This is a genomic window from Mesorhizobium sp. M0816, from assembly GCF_040320005.1.
Lineage (GTDB): Bacteria > Pseudomonadota > Alphaproteobacteria > Rhizobiales > Rhizobiaceae > Mesorhizobium.
In genome coordinates this window covers 151,161-167,154 of the sequence record NZ_JAMYOT010000007.1, presented here as the reverse complement: position 1 = coordinate 167,154, position 15,994 = coordinate 151,161, and the positions used below count along the sequence as shown (strand labels likewise).

At 62.6% G+C, this 15,994-nt stretch carries 16 protein-coding genes; 5 read left to right on the top strand and 11 right to left on the bottom strand.

Annotated elements, in window-relative coordinates; genetic code table 11:
• The first annotated feature begins 18 nt into the window (after positions 1–18).
• The gene (locus NKI17_RS12945; RefSeq protein ID WP_352569104.1) at positions 19–762 is read left to right on the top strand and encodes an amino acid ABC transporter ATP-binding protein; all 744 of its coding nucleotides are present in this window, start codon (positions 19–21) and stop codon (positions 760–762) included.
• A 637-nt stretch (positions 763–1,399) separates the two neighbouring features.
• Here the strand turns inward: NKI17_RS12945 and NKI17_RS12940 are convergent.
• The 3 genes from NKI17_RS12940 to NKI17_RS12930 all read right to left on the bottom strand — a co-directional run bounded on the left by NKI17_RS12940 (position 1,400) and on the right by NKI17_RS12930 (position 3,949).
• Positions 1,400–1,852, bottom strand: coding sequence for a nuclear transport factor 2 family protein (locus NKI17_RS12940; protein WP_352587213.1), 453 nt, complete (start codon positions 1,850–1,852; stop codon positions 1,400–1,402).
• 14 nt (positions 1,853–1,866) lie between these two features.
• Complete coding sequence (locus NKI17_RS12935) at positions 1,867–2,553, bottom strand: hypothetical protein (protein WP_352569100.1); 687 nt, start codon at positions 2,551–2,553, stop codon at positions 1,867–1,869.
• Positions 2,554–2,662: 109 nt separating this feature from the next.
• Positions 2,663–3,949 (bottom strand): LuxR C-terminal-related transcriptional regulator, encoded by a 1,287-nt coding sequence (locus NKI17_RS12930; protein WP_352842305.1) that lies wholly within the window; start codon positions 3,947–3,949, stop codon positions 2,663–2,665.
• On the opposite strand from NKI17_RS12930, the gene NKI17_RS12925 reads away from it, so the two are divergent.
• Positions 3,938–4,240 (top strand): hypothetical protein, encoded by a 303-nt coding sequence (locus NKI17_RS12925; RefSeq protein WP_198023562.1) that lies wholly within the window; start codon positions 3,938–3,940, stop codon positions 4,238–4,240. The genes NKI17_RS12930 and NKI17_RS12925 overlap by 12 nt on opposite strands.
• 444 nt (positions 4,241–4,684) lie before the next feature.
• Here NKI17_RS12925 and NKI17_RS12920 read toward each other — a convergent pair whose 3' ends face one another.
• The 6 genes from NKI17_RS12920 to NKI17_RS12895 all read right to left on the bottom strand — a co-directional run bounded on the left by NKI17_RS12920 (position 4,685) and on the right by NKI17_RS12895 (position 11,175).
• Entirely contained in the window at positions 4,685–5,212 is a 528-nt protein-coding gene (locus NKI17_RS12920) for a c-type cytochrome (RefSeq protein ID WP_502894490.1), read from the bottom strand.
• A gap of 353 nt (positions 5,213–5,565) precedes the next feature.
• Positions 5,566–5,946: a GFA family protein gene (locus NKI17_RS12915; protein ID WP_352587219.1), complete on the bottom strand. Its 381-nt coding sequence runs from the start codon at positions 5,944–5,946 to the stop codon at positions 5,566–5,568.
• 16 nt (positions 5,947–5,962) lie between these two features.
• Positions 5,963–7,051, bottom strand: coding sequence for a Gfo/Idh/MocA family protein (locus NKI17_RS12910; RefSeq protein WP_352906044.1), 1,089 nt, complete (start codon positions 7,049–7,051; stop codon positions 5,963–5,965).
• 55 nt (positions 7,052–7,106) lie between these two features.
• Positions 7,107–7,892: a ThuA domain-containing protein gene (locus NKI17_RS12905; RefSeq protein ID WP_352645549.1), complete on the bottom strand. Its 786-nt coding sequence runs from the start codon at positions 7,890–7,892 to the stop codon at positions 7,107–7,109.
• 365 nt (positions 7,893–8,257) lie between these two features.
• Positions 8,258–9,793 carry a DUF2778 domain-containing protein gene (locus tag NKI17_RS12900; RefSeq protein WP_023677239.1) on the bottom strand — a complete coding sequence of 512 codons (1,536 nt, stop codon included), beginning with the start codon at positions 9,791–9,793 and terminating at the stop codon, positions 8,258–8,260.
• Between the two features lie 569 nt (positions 9,794–10,362).
• On the bottom strand, positions 10,363–11,175 hold the full coding sequence (locus NKI17_RS12895; RefSeq protein ID WP_352699464.1) for a class I SAM-dependent methyltransferase: 813 nt from the start codon (positions 11,173–11,175) through the stop codon (positions 10,363–10,365).
• A 191-nt stretch (positions 11,176–11,366) separates the two neighbouring features.
• Here NKI17_RS12895 and NKI17_RS12890 point away from each other — a divergent pair, with 191 nt between their 5' ends.
• On the top strand, positions 11,367–11,789 hold the full coding sequence (locus tag NKI17_RS12890; RefSeq protein WP_031211929.1) for a cupin domain-containing protein: 423 nt from the start codon (positions 11,367–11,369) through the stop codon (positions 11,787–11,789).
• Between the two features lie 285 nt (positions 11,790–12,074).
• Here the strand turns inward: NKI17_RS12890 and NKI17_RS12885 are convergent, their stop codons facing one another.
• Together NKI17_RS12885 and NKI17_RS12880 are read right to left on the bottom strand one after the other, a co-directional pair.
• Positions 12,075–12,671, bottom strand: a complete 597-nt coding sequence (locus NKI17_RS12885; RefSeq protein WP_352645553.1) for a cation efflux transmembrane domain-containing protein — start codon at positions 12,669–12,671, stop codon at positions 12,075–12,077.
• 32 nt (positions 12,672–12,703) lie between these two features.
• On the bottom strand, positions 12,704–14,902 hold the full coding sequence (locus NKI17_RS12880) for a heavy metal translocating P-type ATPase (RefSeq protein WP_352906042.1): 2,199 nt from the start codon (positions 14,900–14,902) through the stop codon (positions 12,704–12,706).
• A gap of 63 nt (positions 14,903–14,965) precedes the next feature.
• On the opposite strand from NKI17_RS12880, the gene NKI17_RS12875 reads away from it, so the two are divergent.
• Both NKI17_RS12875 and NKI17_RS12870 read left to right on the top strand, forming a co-directional pair.
• The gene (locus tag NKI17_RS12875; protein ID WP_352645557.1) at positions 14,966–15,391 is read left to right on the top strand and encodes a MerR family transcriptional regulator; all 426 of its coding nucleotides are present in this window, start codon (positions 14,966–14,968) and stop codon (positions 15,389–15,391) included.
• An 87-nt stretch (positions 15,392–15,478) separates the two neighbouring features.
• Entirely contained in the window at positions 15,479–15,886 is a 408-nt protein-coding gene (locus tag NKI17_RS12870) for a hypothetical protein (protein ID WP_352645559.1), read from the top strand.
• Positions 15,887–15,994: the final 108 nt, after the last annotated feature.

Here is a 15,994-nt window from a genome sequence, read left to right as displayed (position 1 = left end):
CCTCAAGGGTCCGGCAATATGACCAAAACCGGCATGATCGAATTTCGCGGCGTCAACAAGTGGTTCGGCACGCTCAACGTGCTGAAGGACATCAAGCTCAGCGTCGAGCCGCGCGAAGTGGTCGTCGTCTGCGGCCCAAGCGGCTCGGGCAAGAGCACCCTGATCCGCTGCATCAACGGCCTGGAGACGATCCGCGACGGCGACCTGACGGTCGACGGCCAGCGCCTCGGCGACCCCGCCACCAACATGACGCGGCTGCGCACCGAGATCGGCTTCGTCTTCCAGTCGTTCAACCTCTATCCGCACAAGACGGCGCTCGAGAACGTCACGCTGGCGCCGATCCATGTCCGCAAGATCCCGCGCGCCGAGGCCGAAATGGCCGGGCGCGAATTGCTCGCCAAGGTCGGTCTTGCCGACAAGGTGAACGCCTATCCGGCGCAGCTGTCTGGTGGCCAGCAGCAGCGCGTGGCGATCGCCCGCTGCCTCGGCATGCGCCCCAAGATCATGCTGTTCGACGAGCCGACCTCGGCCCTCGATCCCGAGATGATCTCCGAAGTGCTCGACGTCATGGTCGCGGTGGCCGAGGAAGGCATGACCATGATGGTGGTGACGCACGAAATGGGCTTTGCCCGCAAGGTCGCCCAGCGCGTCGTGTTCATGGACGCCGGCGCCATCGTCGAGAGCGGCACGCCGGACGAGTTCTTCTCCAACCCGAAGACCGACCGCAGCCGCGCTTTTCTCAGCAAGATCCTGCGGCATTAGGGCTAACAACTCAATTAGCTGACTGCCGGCTGCGACAGAGATGAGTGGAAATCGACCTTAGGACTCGCGCACCGTGACCTTGGTCACAGCTCTGTCGCCACGCTCAATCTTAATGCGCTTGTCACTCGGGATAGGCGGTGGAGCTACGTTAGCAATCTTTCCATCCTCTAACCGATCCGCAGTCAAAAGCTCTTCCCCTTTCGCCGTCTTTAGGCGCTCTAATTGATTGATTACAATCCTGACATGCCGGCCTCCCAAACGAAAAAATCGGACAAGAATATTGTTAATAGCGAGCAGGCAGGCGGAAGAAGCAACTTGCGAATTAGAGAAAGCGCATCACGCTTTCAATATAGCGGCCGAGTCCCTGGCCCTCAATATCAACTAACGGACGTGGTTTACACAGCATGCCGAGAGGTCTGCAGAGGGTTCAACTCGGTCGTTCAGAATGATTGGGTTTTGACCTAAAACGTCAGCCGGCCGTGGCCGGCGTCTTCAGCCAAACGTCGCCAGAGGGTCGGCGCTGATCTCGACCCAGCCGACGGGCTGAAAGAAGCACAGTTCCGGCTCGATGGCGCCGGCAGAGCCGATGGTCCCGCCAGCGCAATTCCTTTCTCTGCCCGTTTCGGACCGACGCTTCTCAGAACGCGAAATCCGCGGACTGAACGACATCGGCTGGGAGCCAAGTTTCATGAACTTGCAAGATCTCGGGCCCCCGGCTGTAGCCGCGATCGCGGACCACCATCGTCGTGACCCGGCCATTGTTCGGTTGATCGGAGTCCTTCGCGTCGCGTTGCCATTCGTGGTAGTTCACGACCGCCAGGTCGGCGCTTTGATGGCTGATCCGGATGTCGCGTATCTTGATACGGAAGGCCGGATTCGATCCGTAGATGCTCTTCATGTAACCTGCGAAGTCTTTTTTCCCGAACGCCCTGCCGCCTGGCATGATGGCGACCAGATCTTCGCTGATCCGGTCGAGCGCGTTCTTCTTGAACGTCGCATCGTCGCCACGGCATCGGCCCGTCACCCAGTCGGTGAAGAATTCGTGGACGTCGTGGATCGTCGCTTCGATTTCCTTCGTTTGAAGGGACATTTTTTCCTCCTGTCTTACGATGATGCTGGATCAGGCGCTTTGCGCTGTGGCTTGCCCGACCGGAGGCTCCTTGAGGACAGCCCGTACCACGCGAGCCACAGGCACATGAGAAGCGAGGAAATCAGCCAGATCGGACCTCCGATGCCGATCCCGAGCTGCTCACCGAGTGTCCACCCGGTTGCCGAAAGGATACCGAACGCCGAGCCGACGATCGCGGCCCATCGGGGCAGTATCCCGACGTCATCGCGGGCGTCGTGATACGCGACAAGCGCTGTCGCCAGGGCGAGCGCCCAGAATCCGTTACCCATGCCGCCGGAAAACGCCCACCAGGTCATGAAGGCGCTGGTGTCACCCCGGTCCGCCGCGACCGCGACCACCGATGCCTCGGCGACTGCGGTGGAGAACGTGGTCAGGGCGCCGAGAGCCATCACCATCCAGGCAGAACTCAGCATCGGCGAATGCCGGACCCGGGGGTTGAGCGCCAGGTTCAGGAACGAAGCGCCGGCGATCAGGAACAGCGCCGCTGCCGCCGTCCAATGGACCGTAGCCCATCGCCCATGGCCCTCGGCGATATTCTGCATCTGAACAGACAAATCCGCGTCCGGTGGCCCGTGAAAGACGAGCGCAGCCGCCAGCAGCAGCGTTCCGGTGGCGAGCCAGACACCGCCCGGCCCGCTCATGTTGTTATTATTCGTTTGCATCGGGAAAACCTCCTGCGGCCTTTACCACGCCATGAGGTTTAGACCCGCGCCACGGTTGCCCGCTTCGGCGTAAGTACCCACGCAACGAGAAATTTTGGCTTGGGTAGGATTACCCAAACACGTCCATGCCGATCAGGGCGTGCTCGACCGCATAGGCCGTGGCTGCCGCGCGCGTGCGCACGTTCAGCCGCGTCAGGATATCGCTAACGTGACGGTCTACCGTCCGCTGGCTCAGACCGAGCTCGCCGGCAACTTCCGGGTTGGTCAGGCCTGACGCGATCAGGCGCAGAACCTGCGTCTGTCTGGGGGTGAGAACTTCGCTGCCTGTCGCCGTCATAGTGACCCGCAGCTTGCCGGCAACGGCTTCGTCGGGGCGCGCGCCGAGCTCGCGGAAAAGTTTTATCGCTTCGTCCAGTTCGGTCCGCGCCGCTTCAGTATCGCCGGTTGCGAGACAGGCCCGCGCTGTCAGCACCCGCATCCGGGCAAGATGATAGGGCGCCCGAAGCTCCCAGAGGATCGCTACCGCGCGCCGGATATGGGCCAATGCCTCGGCGGCTCGACCAGCATGGATCAGCACCCGCGCGGTAGCCTCAGCGGCTGCGGCGCGGACTGCATCCGCGGAATATTGGCGCGCGCAGTCGTGCAGTGTTTCGCACAGCTCCCAAGCGTCATCGGCCGAACCGACAGCGAGAGTGATTTCCACCGCAGCCGGCAAGAGGCGGAGTTTGCCCGGCATGTCGTCGACGGACTGCAGTGCGCGGCGGATCGCCGAAAGGGCCGGCTGCTCGTGCCCCTGCTGAAATCGCATAAGCGCCAGCCCCGGCTGCGGATCGAACCCGAGCCTGCTCGCTGCGCGATAGGCGGCATCGGCCTCGTCCCATTGGCCGCGGAGGCGAAATACCTCGCCCTTCTGGTAGAATGCCGGACCGGCGTGGTGCTTCGAGGGCCCCTGCTGAAGGCGGATGCTGGCGACACCGGCCTCGCGGCCGGCCTCGTCCCAGTGGCCGTCGAGGATCAGGATTTCGGCCCGGTGGATCAGGCATCTGCCGGTGAAGGCAACGATGTCGGGCTGTCCCGCGCACCATCCGACCAGCGCCGATGTCCATTCCCTCGCCCGGCCCGTGGCATGAAATTTCTGACAGATCTCGATCACGCTGCAGTAGACCAGCCCGGTGACGATTGGTGAGAGCCGGCCCGAGGTGACCGAAACCATCACCTCGTCCAGCAGTTCGAAGCCGCGCACATAGTCGCCGCGCAGGATCAATATCCGCCCCTGAAGGTGGCGCGCGATAGCCAAGAGGTCCGGATCTTCGCAGCGCTGTCCGATCTCCGCGGCACGTGTTGCGTGCGCGAATGCTTCGTCCGGACTGTCGGCGGCGAGGCTTTGTTCGACCATTGGGAGCTGAAGGTAACCGTGTTCTGCACATTCCTGCGTATGATCCTCGACCAGCCGGTTGGCGCGCGTCAGCCATCCGCTGCCTTGGGCGAATTCACCGCGAAACATCAGGGTGAGCCCGATCCAGAAGCCGCAACGCGCTGCGGATCGTTCGCGTCCGTTCCGGAGATGCTCTTCGAAGGCCCTTTCGTAGTCCCGAACGAATTCCTCCTCGCGCCCAAGCATGTAGGCGGTTTCCCCGAGGCGCTGGAGCTCGGCGCCGCCAAGTTCACTGCAGCGGTCTCTGTCTGACAGTTCGCGGTGAAGTCTGGACCAATCGCCGCGATTGGCTAGCTCCGCATACGGATCCGATGCAACTGCACCGTCTTCCGGCGACTTGTCGGGTGATCGGTCGGAGGGCGCGGGCATAGCCTCAGAATAGCACATATTTTGCTGAGGAGGTGGCGGCAGATTACCGATGTGACAGAAGTTCGTTTCGGGCTCAATCGAGCCGTTCATCGCGTCCGCCGCCGAGGACCGGGAAGGGTGGAATGCTGCCATTCGTCTCGTCGACGGGAACGAGTAGGTAGCGCCAATATCGCGACATTCATGGCGCTTCTCAAAGCTCCCCTCGCGCAACGGCTCGATCGACCCATTTCTGCCGTTCCGATATCGGCCTCACCACCTCCAAGGCGGACATTCACCCATTATTCGGCGAAAAATTCGGCGAAAAATCTCGTTCCGATCAAAGCCGCCCTACTTCGTTGCAGCGGCTGCGGCTTCCCCCGGCGGCATAATCCGCATGATGAAGGTCGACACCGCTTCCCCGGGTTTGAACGGGCCGGGAACCTGGTGGCTGACCGGCTTCACACTTTGGAGGAATGCCGCGATCGCCATGGCGTCATCCGCGGTGAGATGCGCAAAATCGCGCCAAGGCATGATCGGCGCCAGGATGCGGCCGTCCGGCCGTTCGCCGGTCTGGATCGCGGTGACGATCTGCTCCGGGGTCCAGCTTCCGATACCGGTCTCCTTGTCAGGCGTGATATTACGGCCGACAAAGACACCAAGGCCAGGAATCTCGAAGCCCACATCTGAACCGCCAAGGAAGTGCGACATGTCGGGCTTCCCGAAGAAGTAACCGGATGTGTGACAGTCGCTGCAGCCGGCAATCGTAACCAGATATTCGCCGCGCGCGATCTGTGTGTCATCGGCCATGGCCGCGTAAGATGGCAGGGCAACAATCGACGCTGTCAAGAATGCAAGATGAACTGGTGTCCGAAACATTGCTTCCTCCCTGTGGTCTGTTCGTGGTTTGTGCGTCGACCTCCCGCGCCGTCAACCGGTCGCAATTCCCCGATTTTAACCGCGTCGGGGACGCTGAATTCTAGCATGGCCAGCACGTAGTAACTATCAGCGATCAATTGGACCGTCGGCACTTGTCGTGCCCCGTTGAGCGCAAGTGTGATGGAGCGTGCTCAGCCGACGCACAATGCCTTGTTTTGGCGCGATCGAGCCACGCACGGTGATGGATCGACTTCGTCGCCTGAAATGCCTTGTACGGTCGGACCGGGTCGAACTCGGTCGTTCAGAATGATTGGGTTTTGACCTAAAACGTCAGCCGGCTGTGGCCGGCGGCTTCAGCCGAACGTCGCCAAAGGTTCGGTTCGGACCTCGACCCACTGGCAGCGCCGGCTCTCGTGATAGAAGGACAGGAAGGGCGGCGGGAACGCAGGGTCCGCGAAAGCGCCCACCGGGATGACGGTCAGACCGGGCTGCGTGTCGATCCGGTAATGGACGGTGGTGCCGCAATCCGGGCAGAAGCTGTAGATGACGCGGCCGCCCTCGTCGCCAATGCGCGTGAACTCCGCCGAGCGGCCCTGGACAAAAACGTCACCTTCCTCAAACCACGCGTTGAAGCTGAACGCGCTGCCGGTGCGTCGCTTGCAGGCCAGGCAATGGCAGACGAGACGCGTACCGGCTCGCCCGAGCAGGTGGCTGACAGCTGAGCGCAGGAACATTCGGCGCGCCGCGTGATCATGGCTGGCTCCTCTCACGATTCCCTGAACGATATCGCTGCGTATCGGTGCTCAATTCGGCCCGCTTCTCATCCGAGACGACTGCGAGGTCTAGGACCTTCTGCAATTCGGCCGCGTGGCGGAACGACGGTTCAGCCTGGACGCCGCTGCGGACCGCATCGACGAAGCGCTGGTAGTTGGTCGGCACCGTTCCGGCGTCCAGAACTTGCCATTTGGCGTTCTCGACATCCTCGCCGATGCAGGCTTTCAGCTCCGAGCCGGTCAGATTGTGCACGACTTCGATGCCGCCCTTGTCGCCGTAGATGCGCAGGCGGAGTTCGTTCAAATGGCCGGTTGCCCAGCGGCTGGCATGGACGACGCCGAAGGCGCCATTGCTGAAATCAAGCGCCATGGTGAAGCTGTCGTTGGCGTCGAGCTCGTATTCGCCGATCCGGTTGCCGGGCGCCTTGTCGAAGGATCTCAGGCGGCAGAACACATGGTCGATGTCGAGCGCCGCGCCATAGCTGGCGAAATCGAGAATGTGGATGCCGACGTCGCCCAGCACGCCATTGGAGCCGTGGCCGCGCGACAGCCGCCACAGCCATTTCGGATCGGTGCGCCAGTCGCCCCAGAACTTGGATATCAGCCAGCTCTGCAGATAGGACGCCTCGACATGCCTGACGGTGCCGATCTCGCCTGCCAGCACCATAGCGCGCGCTCTCTGCAGCGGCGCGACATTGCGATAGGTCAGGTTGACCATGTTGATGATGCCGGCCCGCTCGGCCGCATCGGCCATCTCACTGGCTTTCTGGCAATTTTCGGCCAGCGGTTTCTCGCACAGCACCGGCTTGCCCGCCGCGATCAGCATCATGGTGGTCGGATGGTGGATGCGATCGGGCGTCACGTTCGCCACCGCGTCGAACTTGCCCCATGCCAGCGCCTCGTCCAGCGACGCGAAGCGGTTGGGGATACCGTAGATGTCCGAAAACTTGTCGACACGCGTGCGGTCGAGATCGACGGCGCCGATCAGTTCGACGCCCTCGATCTTGCCGAACTGCCTGGCGTGCTCCTCCGCCATCCAGCCGGTGCCGAGTATCAACAGACGCATGATTCTTATCCTTAGGACAGGGCTTTATCTTCTTGTTCGATCATGGATTTGTCGTCTAGCGGAAGCCGGCTTCGCCGGCGGAATGAAGTTTTCCGCCGCGCTCGACGATCGGCTCGAGCGCCTTTTCCACCGGCACGTTCGGCGCATCGAGGATGGCCGGATTGGCGCCTTGCGGGTTGTGCGCCCATCTCACCGCATTGCGCAGCACCTTCTGGACATTGGCGTCGTGATAGGTCGGATAGGTCTCATGGCCTGGCCTGAAATAGAAGATGTTGCCGGCGCCGCGACGATAGGTCAGCCCCGACCGGAATACTTCTCCGCCCTGGAACCAGGAGATGAAGACGGTTTCGAGCGGCTCCGGCACGGCGAACTGCTCGCCGTACATCTCCTCGTTCTCGAGCTCGAAATACTCGCCAAGTTCCGCGGCGATCGGATGGCTTGCGCTGGTCACCCAGAGCCGTTCGCGCTCGCCGGCCTCGCGCCATTTCAGCGTGCAGGGCGTGCCCATCAGCTTCTTGAAGATTTTCGAGAAATGGCCGGAATGGAGAACGATCAGCCCCATGCCTTCCCAGACGCGGCGCGCCACGCGCTCGACCACTTCGTCGGCGACGGCGCCATGGTCCTTGTGCCCCCACCACAGCAAGACATCGGTCTCGGCCAGACGGTCGGCCGGCAGCCCATGCTCCGGCTGCTCCAGCGTTGCCCACGACACTGATATCTCCGGGTCGAGCTTCAGTGCATTGGCGATCGTCGCATGCATGCCGTCGGGATAGATGCCCGCGACCACCTCGTTGGTCCGCTCATGGATGTTCTCGCCCCAAACGACAGCGCGTATTGTCATGATGTCCTCGTGATTGTTTGAAGCTGGAGCCGCCCCTACGGGTCAGTCATAATATCCTCGGCCGGGAATGAAAACCGTTTCGCGGCCGGCTGCTGACAATCTGTTGGAAATCCGGCGGGGAAGTCCACACTGCAAAGCCAGCGATGCCGGCGGGACAGCGCCCCCCTCTGTCCTGCCGGACATCTCCCCCACTTGGGGGGAGATTGGATATCACGCCGGTTTTCGCAAATCGCCAACGTTGCAGGAATGAGCGGAGCGTGAAAACTGCCGATCTCCGCCCTCGTGGGGGAGATGTCCGGCAGGACAGAGGGGGGCGCGAAGGAACGCTACAGAGCGGCTTTCATTCTCCGCCGCCCGCGAGCAATCTAAGCGCCTCGCCCCTCTTGGGCGACGCGTGTCAGCGGCTTCGACAGCCGCGGCACGACTACAAGCCGCTTGATCTTGCCCTTCTTGTAGGCGGCGAGGAAGCGGGCATAGTCCTTGAAGACGACGCAGCCATTGGATTCGGCGCGCCCGCCGCGCAGCATGTAGGTGTGGGCGAGCAGGCCGTCGCGGCCATATTTGTTGCTGCCGCTGGCCGGCGTCAGACGGATCGCCTCGACACCGTGAAAGCGCGATTCCCGCATCGTCAGATTGTAGGTATCCGGCGGCGTCGGGCCGACATTCTTCTTGTGGACGTAGCGTGGCTGGTCGACCATCGCGCCCAGTCCCGAATGTGCCTCCAGCCGCGAGCCGTCGGGCATATAGACGGTCTTGGCCGAGATGTCGTAGACGGCGACGCCAGTACCCATGTTGGGCGTGGTGAACAGGTTCCTGAAGGCTCCGCCGAGACCGCCGGAAGGCATGTCGGGCTTGGCATAGGCCAGCATGTCGCCGCCCTGCGTCTTCGACCGTTTGCCCGGCTTGCCCGACACGGCCGGCACTGCCGCTTGTGACGAATTGCGAGGCGACAGGCTGCCGGGTAGCGTCTCGGCCGGCGGAGCGTCGGCCGTCTGCACCTTGCTCGCCCTGGCGGTCCTAGAGGTCTGCGCCTTGGGCGGCTCCGTTTTCGATGCTTGATCCTTTTGCGCCTGGGCCCTTGGCGCCTGGTCTTTTGGCGCCTGATCTCTTGACGCTTGAGCCCGCGGCGCCTCGGCCGGCTTATCGATGTCCGCCCGCGGACGCAGCGTCGGCAGCGGAATGCTGTCGGGCATGTCGTCTTGCGGCGGCAGCGAGGCTAGCTGGACCTCAGGTTCTTGCGGCTCTTGCGAAGCCGCGGGCTCGCTTGCCGCGATGGCTGCCGGGAGCACATCGATCATCTGCTCCGGCAATGTATTCGCCAGCGCCAGCGCCAGGCGCGACGAGCGTTCGATCTCCGCCACCTCCGGCCCGAAGCGCACCGGTGCCGGGCCGTTCGGGTCGGGTATGCGTACCGGCTCGGCGAACCGGGCGTGGGCCGGCAGGCTGGCGAGCATGACGGGAGAGCGGGCTGAGGCACGGGCAAAGGCGGCGGCAAGCTTTTGCGGCGACAGCGCGGCCTTGGCGACCACGTCGTCGAAGCTCGATTGCCGCGACGCATCGGCGACAAGCGGCACGGTGTTGCGCTTGAGGCGGGCCGATTTTCCCTGGTGGACGAAGTTCGACGCCGACCGCAGGCAGTTGGCATCGCACCCGTGCTGCAGCAGCTTGGCCGACAGCGCCGCGTTGGCCGCGGCCCATGTCGGGGCCTGCGCCTTTGCAAGGCTGCGGCGAGGATCGGCAAGCGCGATGGTGCGCGGCGCGAGCAGGCTTTGCGGGAGACCGTTGGAAGCGGCGCTGAGCGAGGTTCCCACTGAATAAAGGCCGGCCAAAGTCGCCACCGACCATAAAGCAATGGCTGCGCCGACGGCCGGAACCGCGACCCAGCGTAGGCCGGGCCTCATCGAAGTCAATCCAGTTGCAGGACTGTCACCCCGGGTTTTCGCACTTACAAACGCCATTCAACCACTCTCAATCGGCCGATGCCGGCTAGCGGATTTCGCAGCCGTGACATTCACAGTTCGCCTGGTGCCCCCAGCACGCTTTGCGTCTGTTGCCGATTGATTCAAAAGATGGACAAAGTTGGTTAACCAATCCCTCTACCGACCGCCGATTGGGCGACGGTCACACCGAAAAACGCCCTCCAAAACCTGCATAGTTGGCAAAACTGCCCTCCAATGATGACTTTGCTGCCCGTTTTTGTCGGCCGAGTCAAGAAAGCGAAATGACTAGACCTTGCTGGGCGGAGTCGGCCATGGCTGCGAAAGTGAAGCCGGGCCGACCAGAATCTTGCGGCCGGCAGCCGCCGCCATCAAGCCCCGGCGATCGATCAGACCGGCGATTATCGAGCGGGCACTTGTCGACCTGCCACTCGGCGAATGAACGATTAACGTCTGAGAATTCGGGACAGCGGCAAGATGTTTGCCGCGCAGCAGCTGAATGTCGCCAAGTGCCGGAGCGGGATATCCAACACCTAGGCCACAGCCACCACTATGTGAGCCTGGATTTTGGCGGCAACCTTGCCGCTGCCATGCCTGTCTGCAATGGCGGCTGCGGCATAGTCGGTTGCAGCGTCCAGTTTTCCCGCCTCTCTGGCCTCGATTTCATTGCGAAGGAGAGTGCCCTGGCAATAAGCAACGGCCGGAAGGCGCGGCGAGGAGGCACGGCTTTGTTCGGCTCTCGTCTCGATCACCGCACCGGAAAAACCTGCGTCCTCCAGCTCGCTACGGATCAGTGCCGTATCGTGGTAGCCATGCGGCGTGCGTGCCAGAAAGCGCGGCGGATCGTTCGGAAAAATCCTCGCCAGGGCATTCGTCACATCGTCCGCAAATACATTCTCTTCGATGCGATCCCATACGCTGAATAGAAAATGTCCTCCGGGCTTCAGGACTCGCCGGGCTTCGCGATAGGCAGATGAGCGGTTGGGAAAGAACATCGCGCCGAACTGACAACAAACGAGATCGAAGGCCGCATTTTCAAACGGTAGCGCCAGAGCATCCGCCTGACGCCATTTGATGCGATCGTCGGGAGCTTGCCGCGAAGCGGCGTAGTCGAGCATCGGCTGGTTGAGGTCGGTTACGACATAGCTTGCACCGGGCGACAGTTTTGGCGCCAATGCGCGGGTGACAACCCCGGTGCCCGCGGCGGTTTCCAAAACGGCGCTTGGCGACAAGGACGCTGCCCGTCGTGCAAGATCTGCGGCGAACGGCTCGAAAATCAACGGCACCATATAGCGGTCGTAGTTTTCCGGAATTGAGCCGGCGAATACCTTGTCCGTTTCCAACATTGCTATCCCCCGCCGTCCGTTTGATGGCTCGTCAGCATAGCATGGAATTGTTTGCTATTCGGTCGCATTCGACCGGGAGGCGGTTCGCTCCCGGAAGCTCCGAAACGCCGTGCTGCAATTATCTGCATATGTGTTAATATATTGTGGTCATGCGCATTGGTGCGTGGCCAAACATAAAATGGGAGGATGCGATGAAAACCATAAATCGCAGGTCTGCAATCGCGCTTGGCGTGACGGCGGCAGCGGTAACGCCTTTGTTCACGCTGGCGGCTGCTGCAAAGGTCAAGAAATACGGCCCGAAGGAAGGCAAGGAGATAGCCCCCGGCGTCAGATTGGTCGAGGTCGGCACCGGCAATTCCGATATCCCCGCTTACAAGAGCATCTCAATTGTCGATATAGTCTTTCAGCCCGGAGCAGCCGCCCCTCAAATGGTGATGGACAACGACATGGTCTGCACCATTGCTGCCGGTGAATTCACGATCAAGAAGGCGGACAAGGAATTCAAGCTCAAGGAAGGTGACGTGTACACCTGCTCCAAGGGCAAGACCGACGAGGCAGCCAACACCAGCAAGGTGGTCGGCATCCACCGCATCGCCGTCTTGATACCTGCCTAGGGCATGCCGCCGAAAATCGGGCCCGCGTCCTCCATCAGGGACGCGGGCCTTTTGATGACGTGCGTGGCCTTGAGCGGTTCATCGTTTCACCGCTTCGACCCGGTCGACTTCGTCCAAATGTGGTGAGGCTCATGCTGTTCATGGTTTTCCTCCGATTTTTACTTATGAGCGGTTCTCCCTCCGCCCGCTTTGAAAGGGTGCGATTATATTAGAGATCGCGCAGGTTTCCGGCTGACTGCTGCATTGGCGGAGTGGCAATCGGCAGCGCGCTGAGCGTTTTGGAGTTCACGAAATGGCCCGGTGCTCTTCCCGAGCTGCCTCCCAGACCTCGCGCGCCGCGTCTGCATTCAGTGCCGCGATTCCCAGGCCGACGATCAGATCCGGCCACGCCGAGCGCCACAGGAAGGCCGTCACCAATCCGGCCAGTATGATCGCAACATTGGCGACCGCATCGTTGCGGGCCGAGAGGAATGCCGCCCTGGTAAGACTGCCGCTGTGATGGCGGTAGCGCGCCAACATGTAGGCGCATGACAGATTGACCGCGAGAGCGCCCAACCCCGCCAGCGTCAGAGCCGTTGGCTGCGGCGGCACCGGCATGTTGAACTTTTCCCACGCGGTCCACAGCGTCGCCAGGCCCGGCACCAGCAGGATAAGCGCCAGCGCCATGCCGACCCGCGAGCGGGCACGCAGCGACCATCCCATGGCGAGCAGTATGAGGAGATTGACCGAGGCATCTTCCAGAAAATCGACGCTGTCGGCGAACAGCGACACCGAGCCGATCGCCAGCGCGACGGCGAATTCAATGCCGAAATAACCCAGGTTCAGCAGTGCGACGACAAGCACCACCCGGCGAAGGCCGTCCGACGTGATGGCTTGCTGCATGGTCTGCCCTTGGCATGATGCCGTTGTCGCTCTTACCAGCTGCTTTTCCAACGCAACAGCCGCATGGAATTGGCCGTCACCAGCACCGTCGCCCCGGTGTCCGCGAGAATGGCGGGCCAGAGGCCGGTGATGCCGGCGATCGTCGTCACCAGGAACACTGCCTTCAGGCCCAACGCAATGGTGACGTTCTGCTTGATGTTGGCCATGGTTGCGTGGGACAGCCTGATCATGGCCGCAACGTCGCCGACGCGTCCATGCAGCACCGCTGCGTCAGCCGTTTCAAGGGCCACATCGGTGCCGCCGCCCATGGCAATGCCGACATCGGCCGCGGCAAGTGCCGGCGCATCGTTGATGCCGTCGCCGACCTTGGCTACCCTAAGCCCCTGCCCCTTCAACTCGCCGAGGATGCCCTGCTTGTCCTCCGGGAGCAGTTCGGCGCGCACCTCGATGCCGAGCTGTTTGCCGATGGCAGCCGCCGTGCGCTTATTGTCGCCGGTTAGCATGACTGTCCTGATGCCTGCATTGGTCAGCGCCTTTAGCCCGGCGAAAGCATCCGGCCGGGGTTCGTCGCGCATGGCAATGAAGCCGGCCAGCGCGTTGTCTACAAGCAGCACCGCCACTGACTTGCCTTCATCGTTCAATGCCACGATGCGCGCCGCCTGGTTTGCTGGCAGCGGGTTTATCTCGCCCGCCGCGACTGGCGATCCCAGAAACAGGTTCTTGCCGCCGACACGACCGATAACCCCTTTACCGCCGATCGCTTTGGCTTCGGCGGCAGGCGGCACGGGAATGTTGCCGGCTTTGGCCCTTTGGAGGATGGCCAAAGCGAGGGGATGGCTCGAGCCGATCTCAAGCGCTGCCGCGAGCGAAAGGATGTCGCGTTCACTGGCACCCACCGTAACGACATCGGTGACCTGCGGCTTGCCGAGCGTCAGCGTGCCGGTCTTGTCGAGCGCCACGGCGGTGATGGTCGCGAGCCCTTCCAGCACCGCCCCACCTTTCATCAGCAGGCCGCGCCGGGCTCCGGCCGAAAGCGACGCCGCGATCGCCGCCGGAACTGAAATGACCAGCGCGCACGGGCAGCCGATGAGCAGCAGCGCCAGCCCCTTGTATATCCATTCGTTCCAATCGCCGCCCAAGAGCAGCGGCGGTGTGGCGGCCACGAGCGCCGCGACGGCGACAACGCCGGGCATGTACCAGCGCGAAAAGCGATCGATGAAGCGCTCGGTCGGCGCCTTGTTTTCCTGCGCCTCCTCGACCAGCTTGATCACGCGTGCAATCGTGTTGTCTGCGGCGGTCGCCGTCACCTTGACGCGCAGCACGCCGTCGCCGTTGATAGTGCCGGCAAAGACCGTGTCGCCGACGTCCTTGCGCACCGGCACGCTTTCACCGGAGACGGGTGATTCATCGATGGCGCTCCCGCCTTCGGTGATCTCGCCGTCAGCCGGAATCCGGTCGCCCGGCCGCACGAGGATGATGGCGCCCACAGCCAGGCTTTCGGCCGGCACCTCGCGGGTCTGGCCGTCTTTCTCGACGAACGCGGTTTTGGGAACGAGGGTCGTGAGCGCTTGAATACTGGACCGTGCCTTGCCGGCCGCAACCCCTTCGAGCAACTCGCCGATCAGGAACAAGAAGACCACCGTCGCCGCTTCCTCGCCGGCACCGATGATGACGGCCCCGACCGCCGCCACAGTCATCAGCATTTCGATTGTGAACGGAATGCCTGCCGCTGCGGCCATGGCCGCTCGGCGCGCGATCGGAGCCAGGCCGAGCAGCATTGCGGCGATGAAGGCCCACGGGCCGGTCGCAGGCCAGGCGTAATCAATCGCGAAAGCCACGGCCAAGGCGACCCCGCTGGCGATGGCCAGGCGGCCCTTGGCGCTGTCCCACCATAGCTCCGACGCCGGCGCATCATCGTTATCATGTAACCCCGCTACGTTCTCGTCGTGATTGCGCCTTCCGTCGGCATGGTTGTCGGATTGATCGGACGCCGGCGTCCCAGGCTTGGAGGTCAGCGGAGCGACGGCGTAGCCGAGGCCGGTGACCTTCCTCTCGATCGCGCCGAGATTGCTTTCGGGAGTATGAGTGACCGTCAGAGTGCCCGCCGAAACGGATACGTTGATGTCCTGAACACCAGGCATCCGCCGCACGGCCGTACCGATTTTGCTGGCGCAACCGGCGCAATCCATGCCTTCCACGCGGTAGCGGGTCTGTTGTTTGGTCGCAGCCATGGTGAACCTCTTGTATCTTCGAGCGCGACGCTACATCCTCTAGCGACTAGAGGAGCAAGCGAAATGCCAGCAGGTGTGACCATCGGTGAAGCGGCCCGACACAGCGGCGTGAAGGTTCCAACCATCCGCTACTATGAGCAGATAGAGTTGCTTCCTGCCGCTGCCCGCAGCGAAGCCAATCGCCGGCAGTATGAAGCGGCAGACTTGCGCCGGCTCGCCTTCATCAGGCACGCGCGCGAGTTGGGGTTCGGGATCGAAGCCATCAGGGCGCTGCTGACGCTGCAGGATAATCCCAGCCAGCCTTGTGCGACCGCCGACGCCATTGCCCAGGCGCGTCTGGCCGACGTGGTTCAGCGGATACGCAGCCTTACAGCGTTGAAAGCCGAGCTGGAGCATATGGTCGAAGGCTGCCGGCACGGAAAAGTCTGCGAATGCCGTGTCATCGAAGTGCTGGCGGATCACGATAAATGCGAGCATCCTCACCATTGATTTGCCAGAGCAGAGCTCGCGTCAGCCCCGATGTCGCGGCATCCGGAGCTTGCAAAAGCCGCATTTTACGGTCAACCTGAGCGGATGATGGCACGCCTGTCACCAAAACACCTTCTGGTCATGCTTCTCGCGGTCATCGTGACCGCCGGGTTCAGCCTGTCCGCCGCTCAGGCTGCTGTGATGTCGGCCAGGATGGGAGTCGACGGCCGCATGACCATGGCCGCAGATACCGGCACCACCGACGCCGACATGGCCAAGATGGCCGATGCCAGGGACGGTGACTGCAACGCTTGCCTCAAGGGCTCGGCCGGCAATGACAAACCGATGCAATGTGCGCCGACCTGTGTCGCACCGGTTCTGGCGGTGCTGCCGGAGGCTCTCCCCGTGACGGGACTGCCGCAGCCCGAGCTGCCGTCGGCGCGTCCCGCCCCGTTCCTGCACGGGCGAAGTCTGCTGCCCGAGCCATTCCCTCCAAGACCCAGCGCTCTCGTCTGACGCCGTTTCTGCCGTTCCACGGCTGATTAGCGGCGTTTGATCGCCCGGTTGCGCGTACTGCGCAGCGGGCGCGGTAGCAATTCAATCGACGTCGCGACGTTCGCCGTC

Excerpts from the sequence above, each read along its gene's own strand:
- NKI17_RS12880 (WP_352906042.1), bottom strand. The coding sequence starts at position 14,902 with ATGGCTGCGACCAAACAACAGACCCGCTACCGCGTGGAAGGCATGGAT.
- NKI17_RS12890 (WP_031211929.1), top strand. The coding sequence starts at position 11,367 with ATGAAAACCATAAATCGCAGGTCTGCAATCGCGCTTGGCGTGACGGCG.
- NKI17_RS12930 (WP_352842305.1), bottom strand. The coding sequence starts at position 3,949 with ATGGTCGAACAAAGCCTCGCCGCCGACAGTCCGGACGAAGCATTCGCG.
- NKI17_RS12900 (WP_023677239.1), bottom strand. The coding sequence starts at position 9,793 with ATGAGGCCCGGCCTACGCTGGGTCGCGGTTCCGGCCGTCGGCGCAGCC.
- NKI17_RS12935 (WP_352569100.1), bottom strand. The coding sequence starts at position 2,553 with ATGCAAACGAATAATAACAACATGAGCGGGCCGGGCGGTGTCTGGCTC.
- NKI17_RS12895 (WP_352699464.1), bottom strand. The coding sequence starts at position 11,175 with ATGTTGGAAACGGACAAGGTATTCGCCGGCTCAATTCCGGAAAACTAC.
- NKI17_RS12875 (WP_352645557.1), top strand. The coding sequence starts at position 14,966 with ATGCCAGCAGGTGTGACCATCGGTGAAGCGGCCCGACACAGCGGCGTG.
- NKI17_RS12915 (WP_352587219.1), bottom strand. The coding sequence starts at position 5,946 with ATGTTCCTGCGCTCAGCTGTCAGCCACCTGCTCGGGCGAGCCGGTACG.
- NKI17_RS12905 (WP_352645549.1), bottom strand. The coding sequence starts at position 7,892 with ATGACAATACGCGCTGTCGTTTGGGGCGAGAACATCCATGAGCGGACC.
- NKI17_RS12910 (WP_352906044.1), bottom strand. The coding sequence starts at position 7,051 with ATGCGTCTGTTGATACTCGGCACCGGCTGGATGGCGGAGGAGCACGCC.
- NKI17_RS12940 (WP_352587213.1), bottom strand. The coding sequence starts at position 1,852 with ATGTCCCTTCAAACGAAGGAAATCGAAGCGACGATCCACGACGTCCAC.
- NKI17_RS12870 (WP_352645559.1), top strand. The coding sequence starts at position 15,479 with ATGGCACGCCTGTCACCAAAACACCTTCTGGTCATGCTTCTCGCGGTC.
- NKI17_RS12920 (WP_502894490.1), bottom strand. The coding sequence starts at position 5,212 with ATGTTTCGGACACCAGTTCATCTTGCATTCTTGACAGCGTCGATTGTT.
- NKI17_RS12885 (WP_352645553.1), bottom strand. The coding sequence starts at position 12,671 with ATGCAGCAAGCCATCACGTCGGACGGCCTTCGCCGGGTGGTGCTTGTC.
- NKI17_RS12945 (WP_352569104.1), top strand. The coding sequence starts at position 19 with ATGACCAAAACCGGCATGATCGAATTTCGCGGCGTCAACAAGTGGTTC.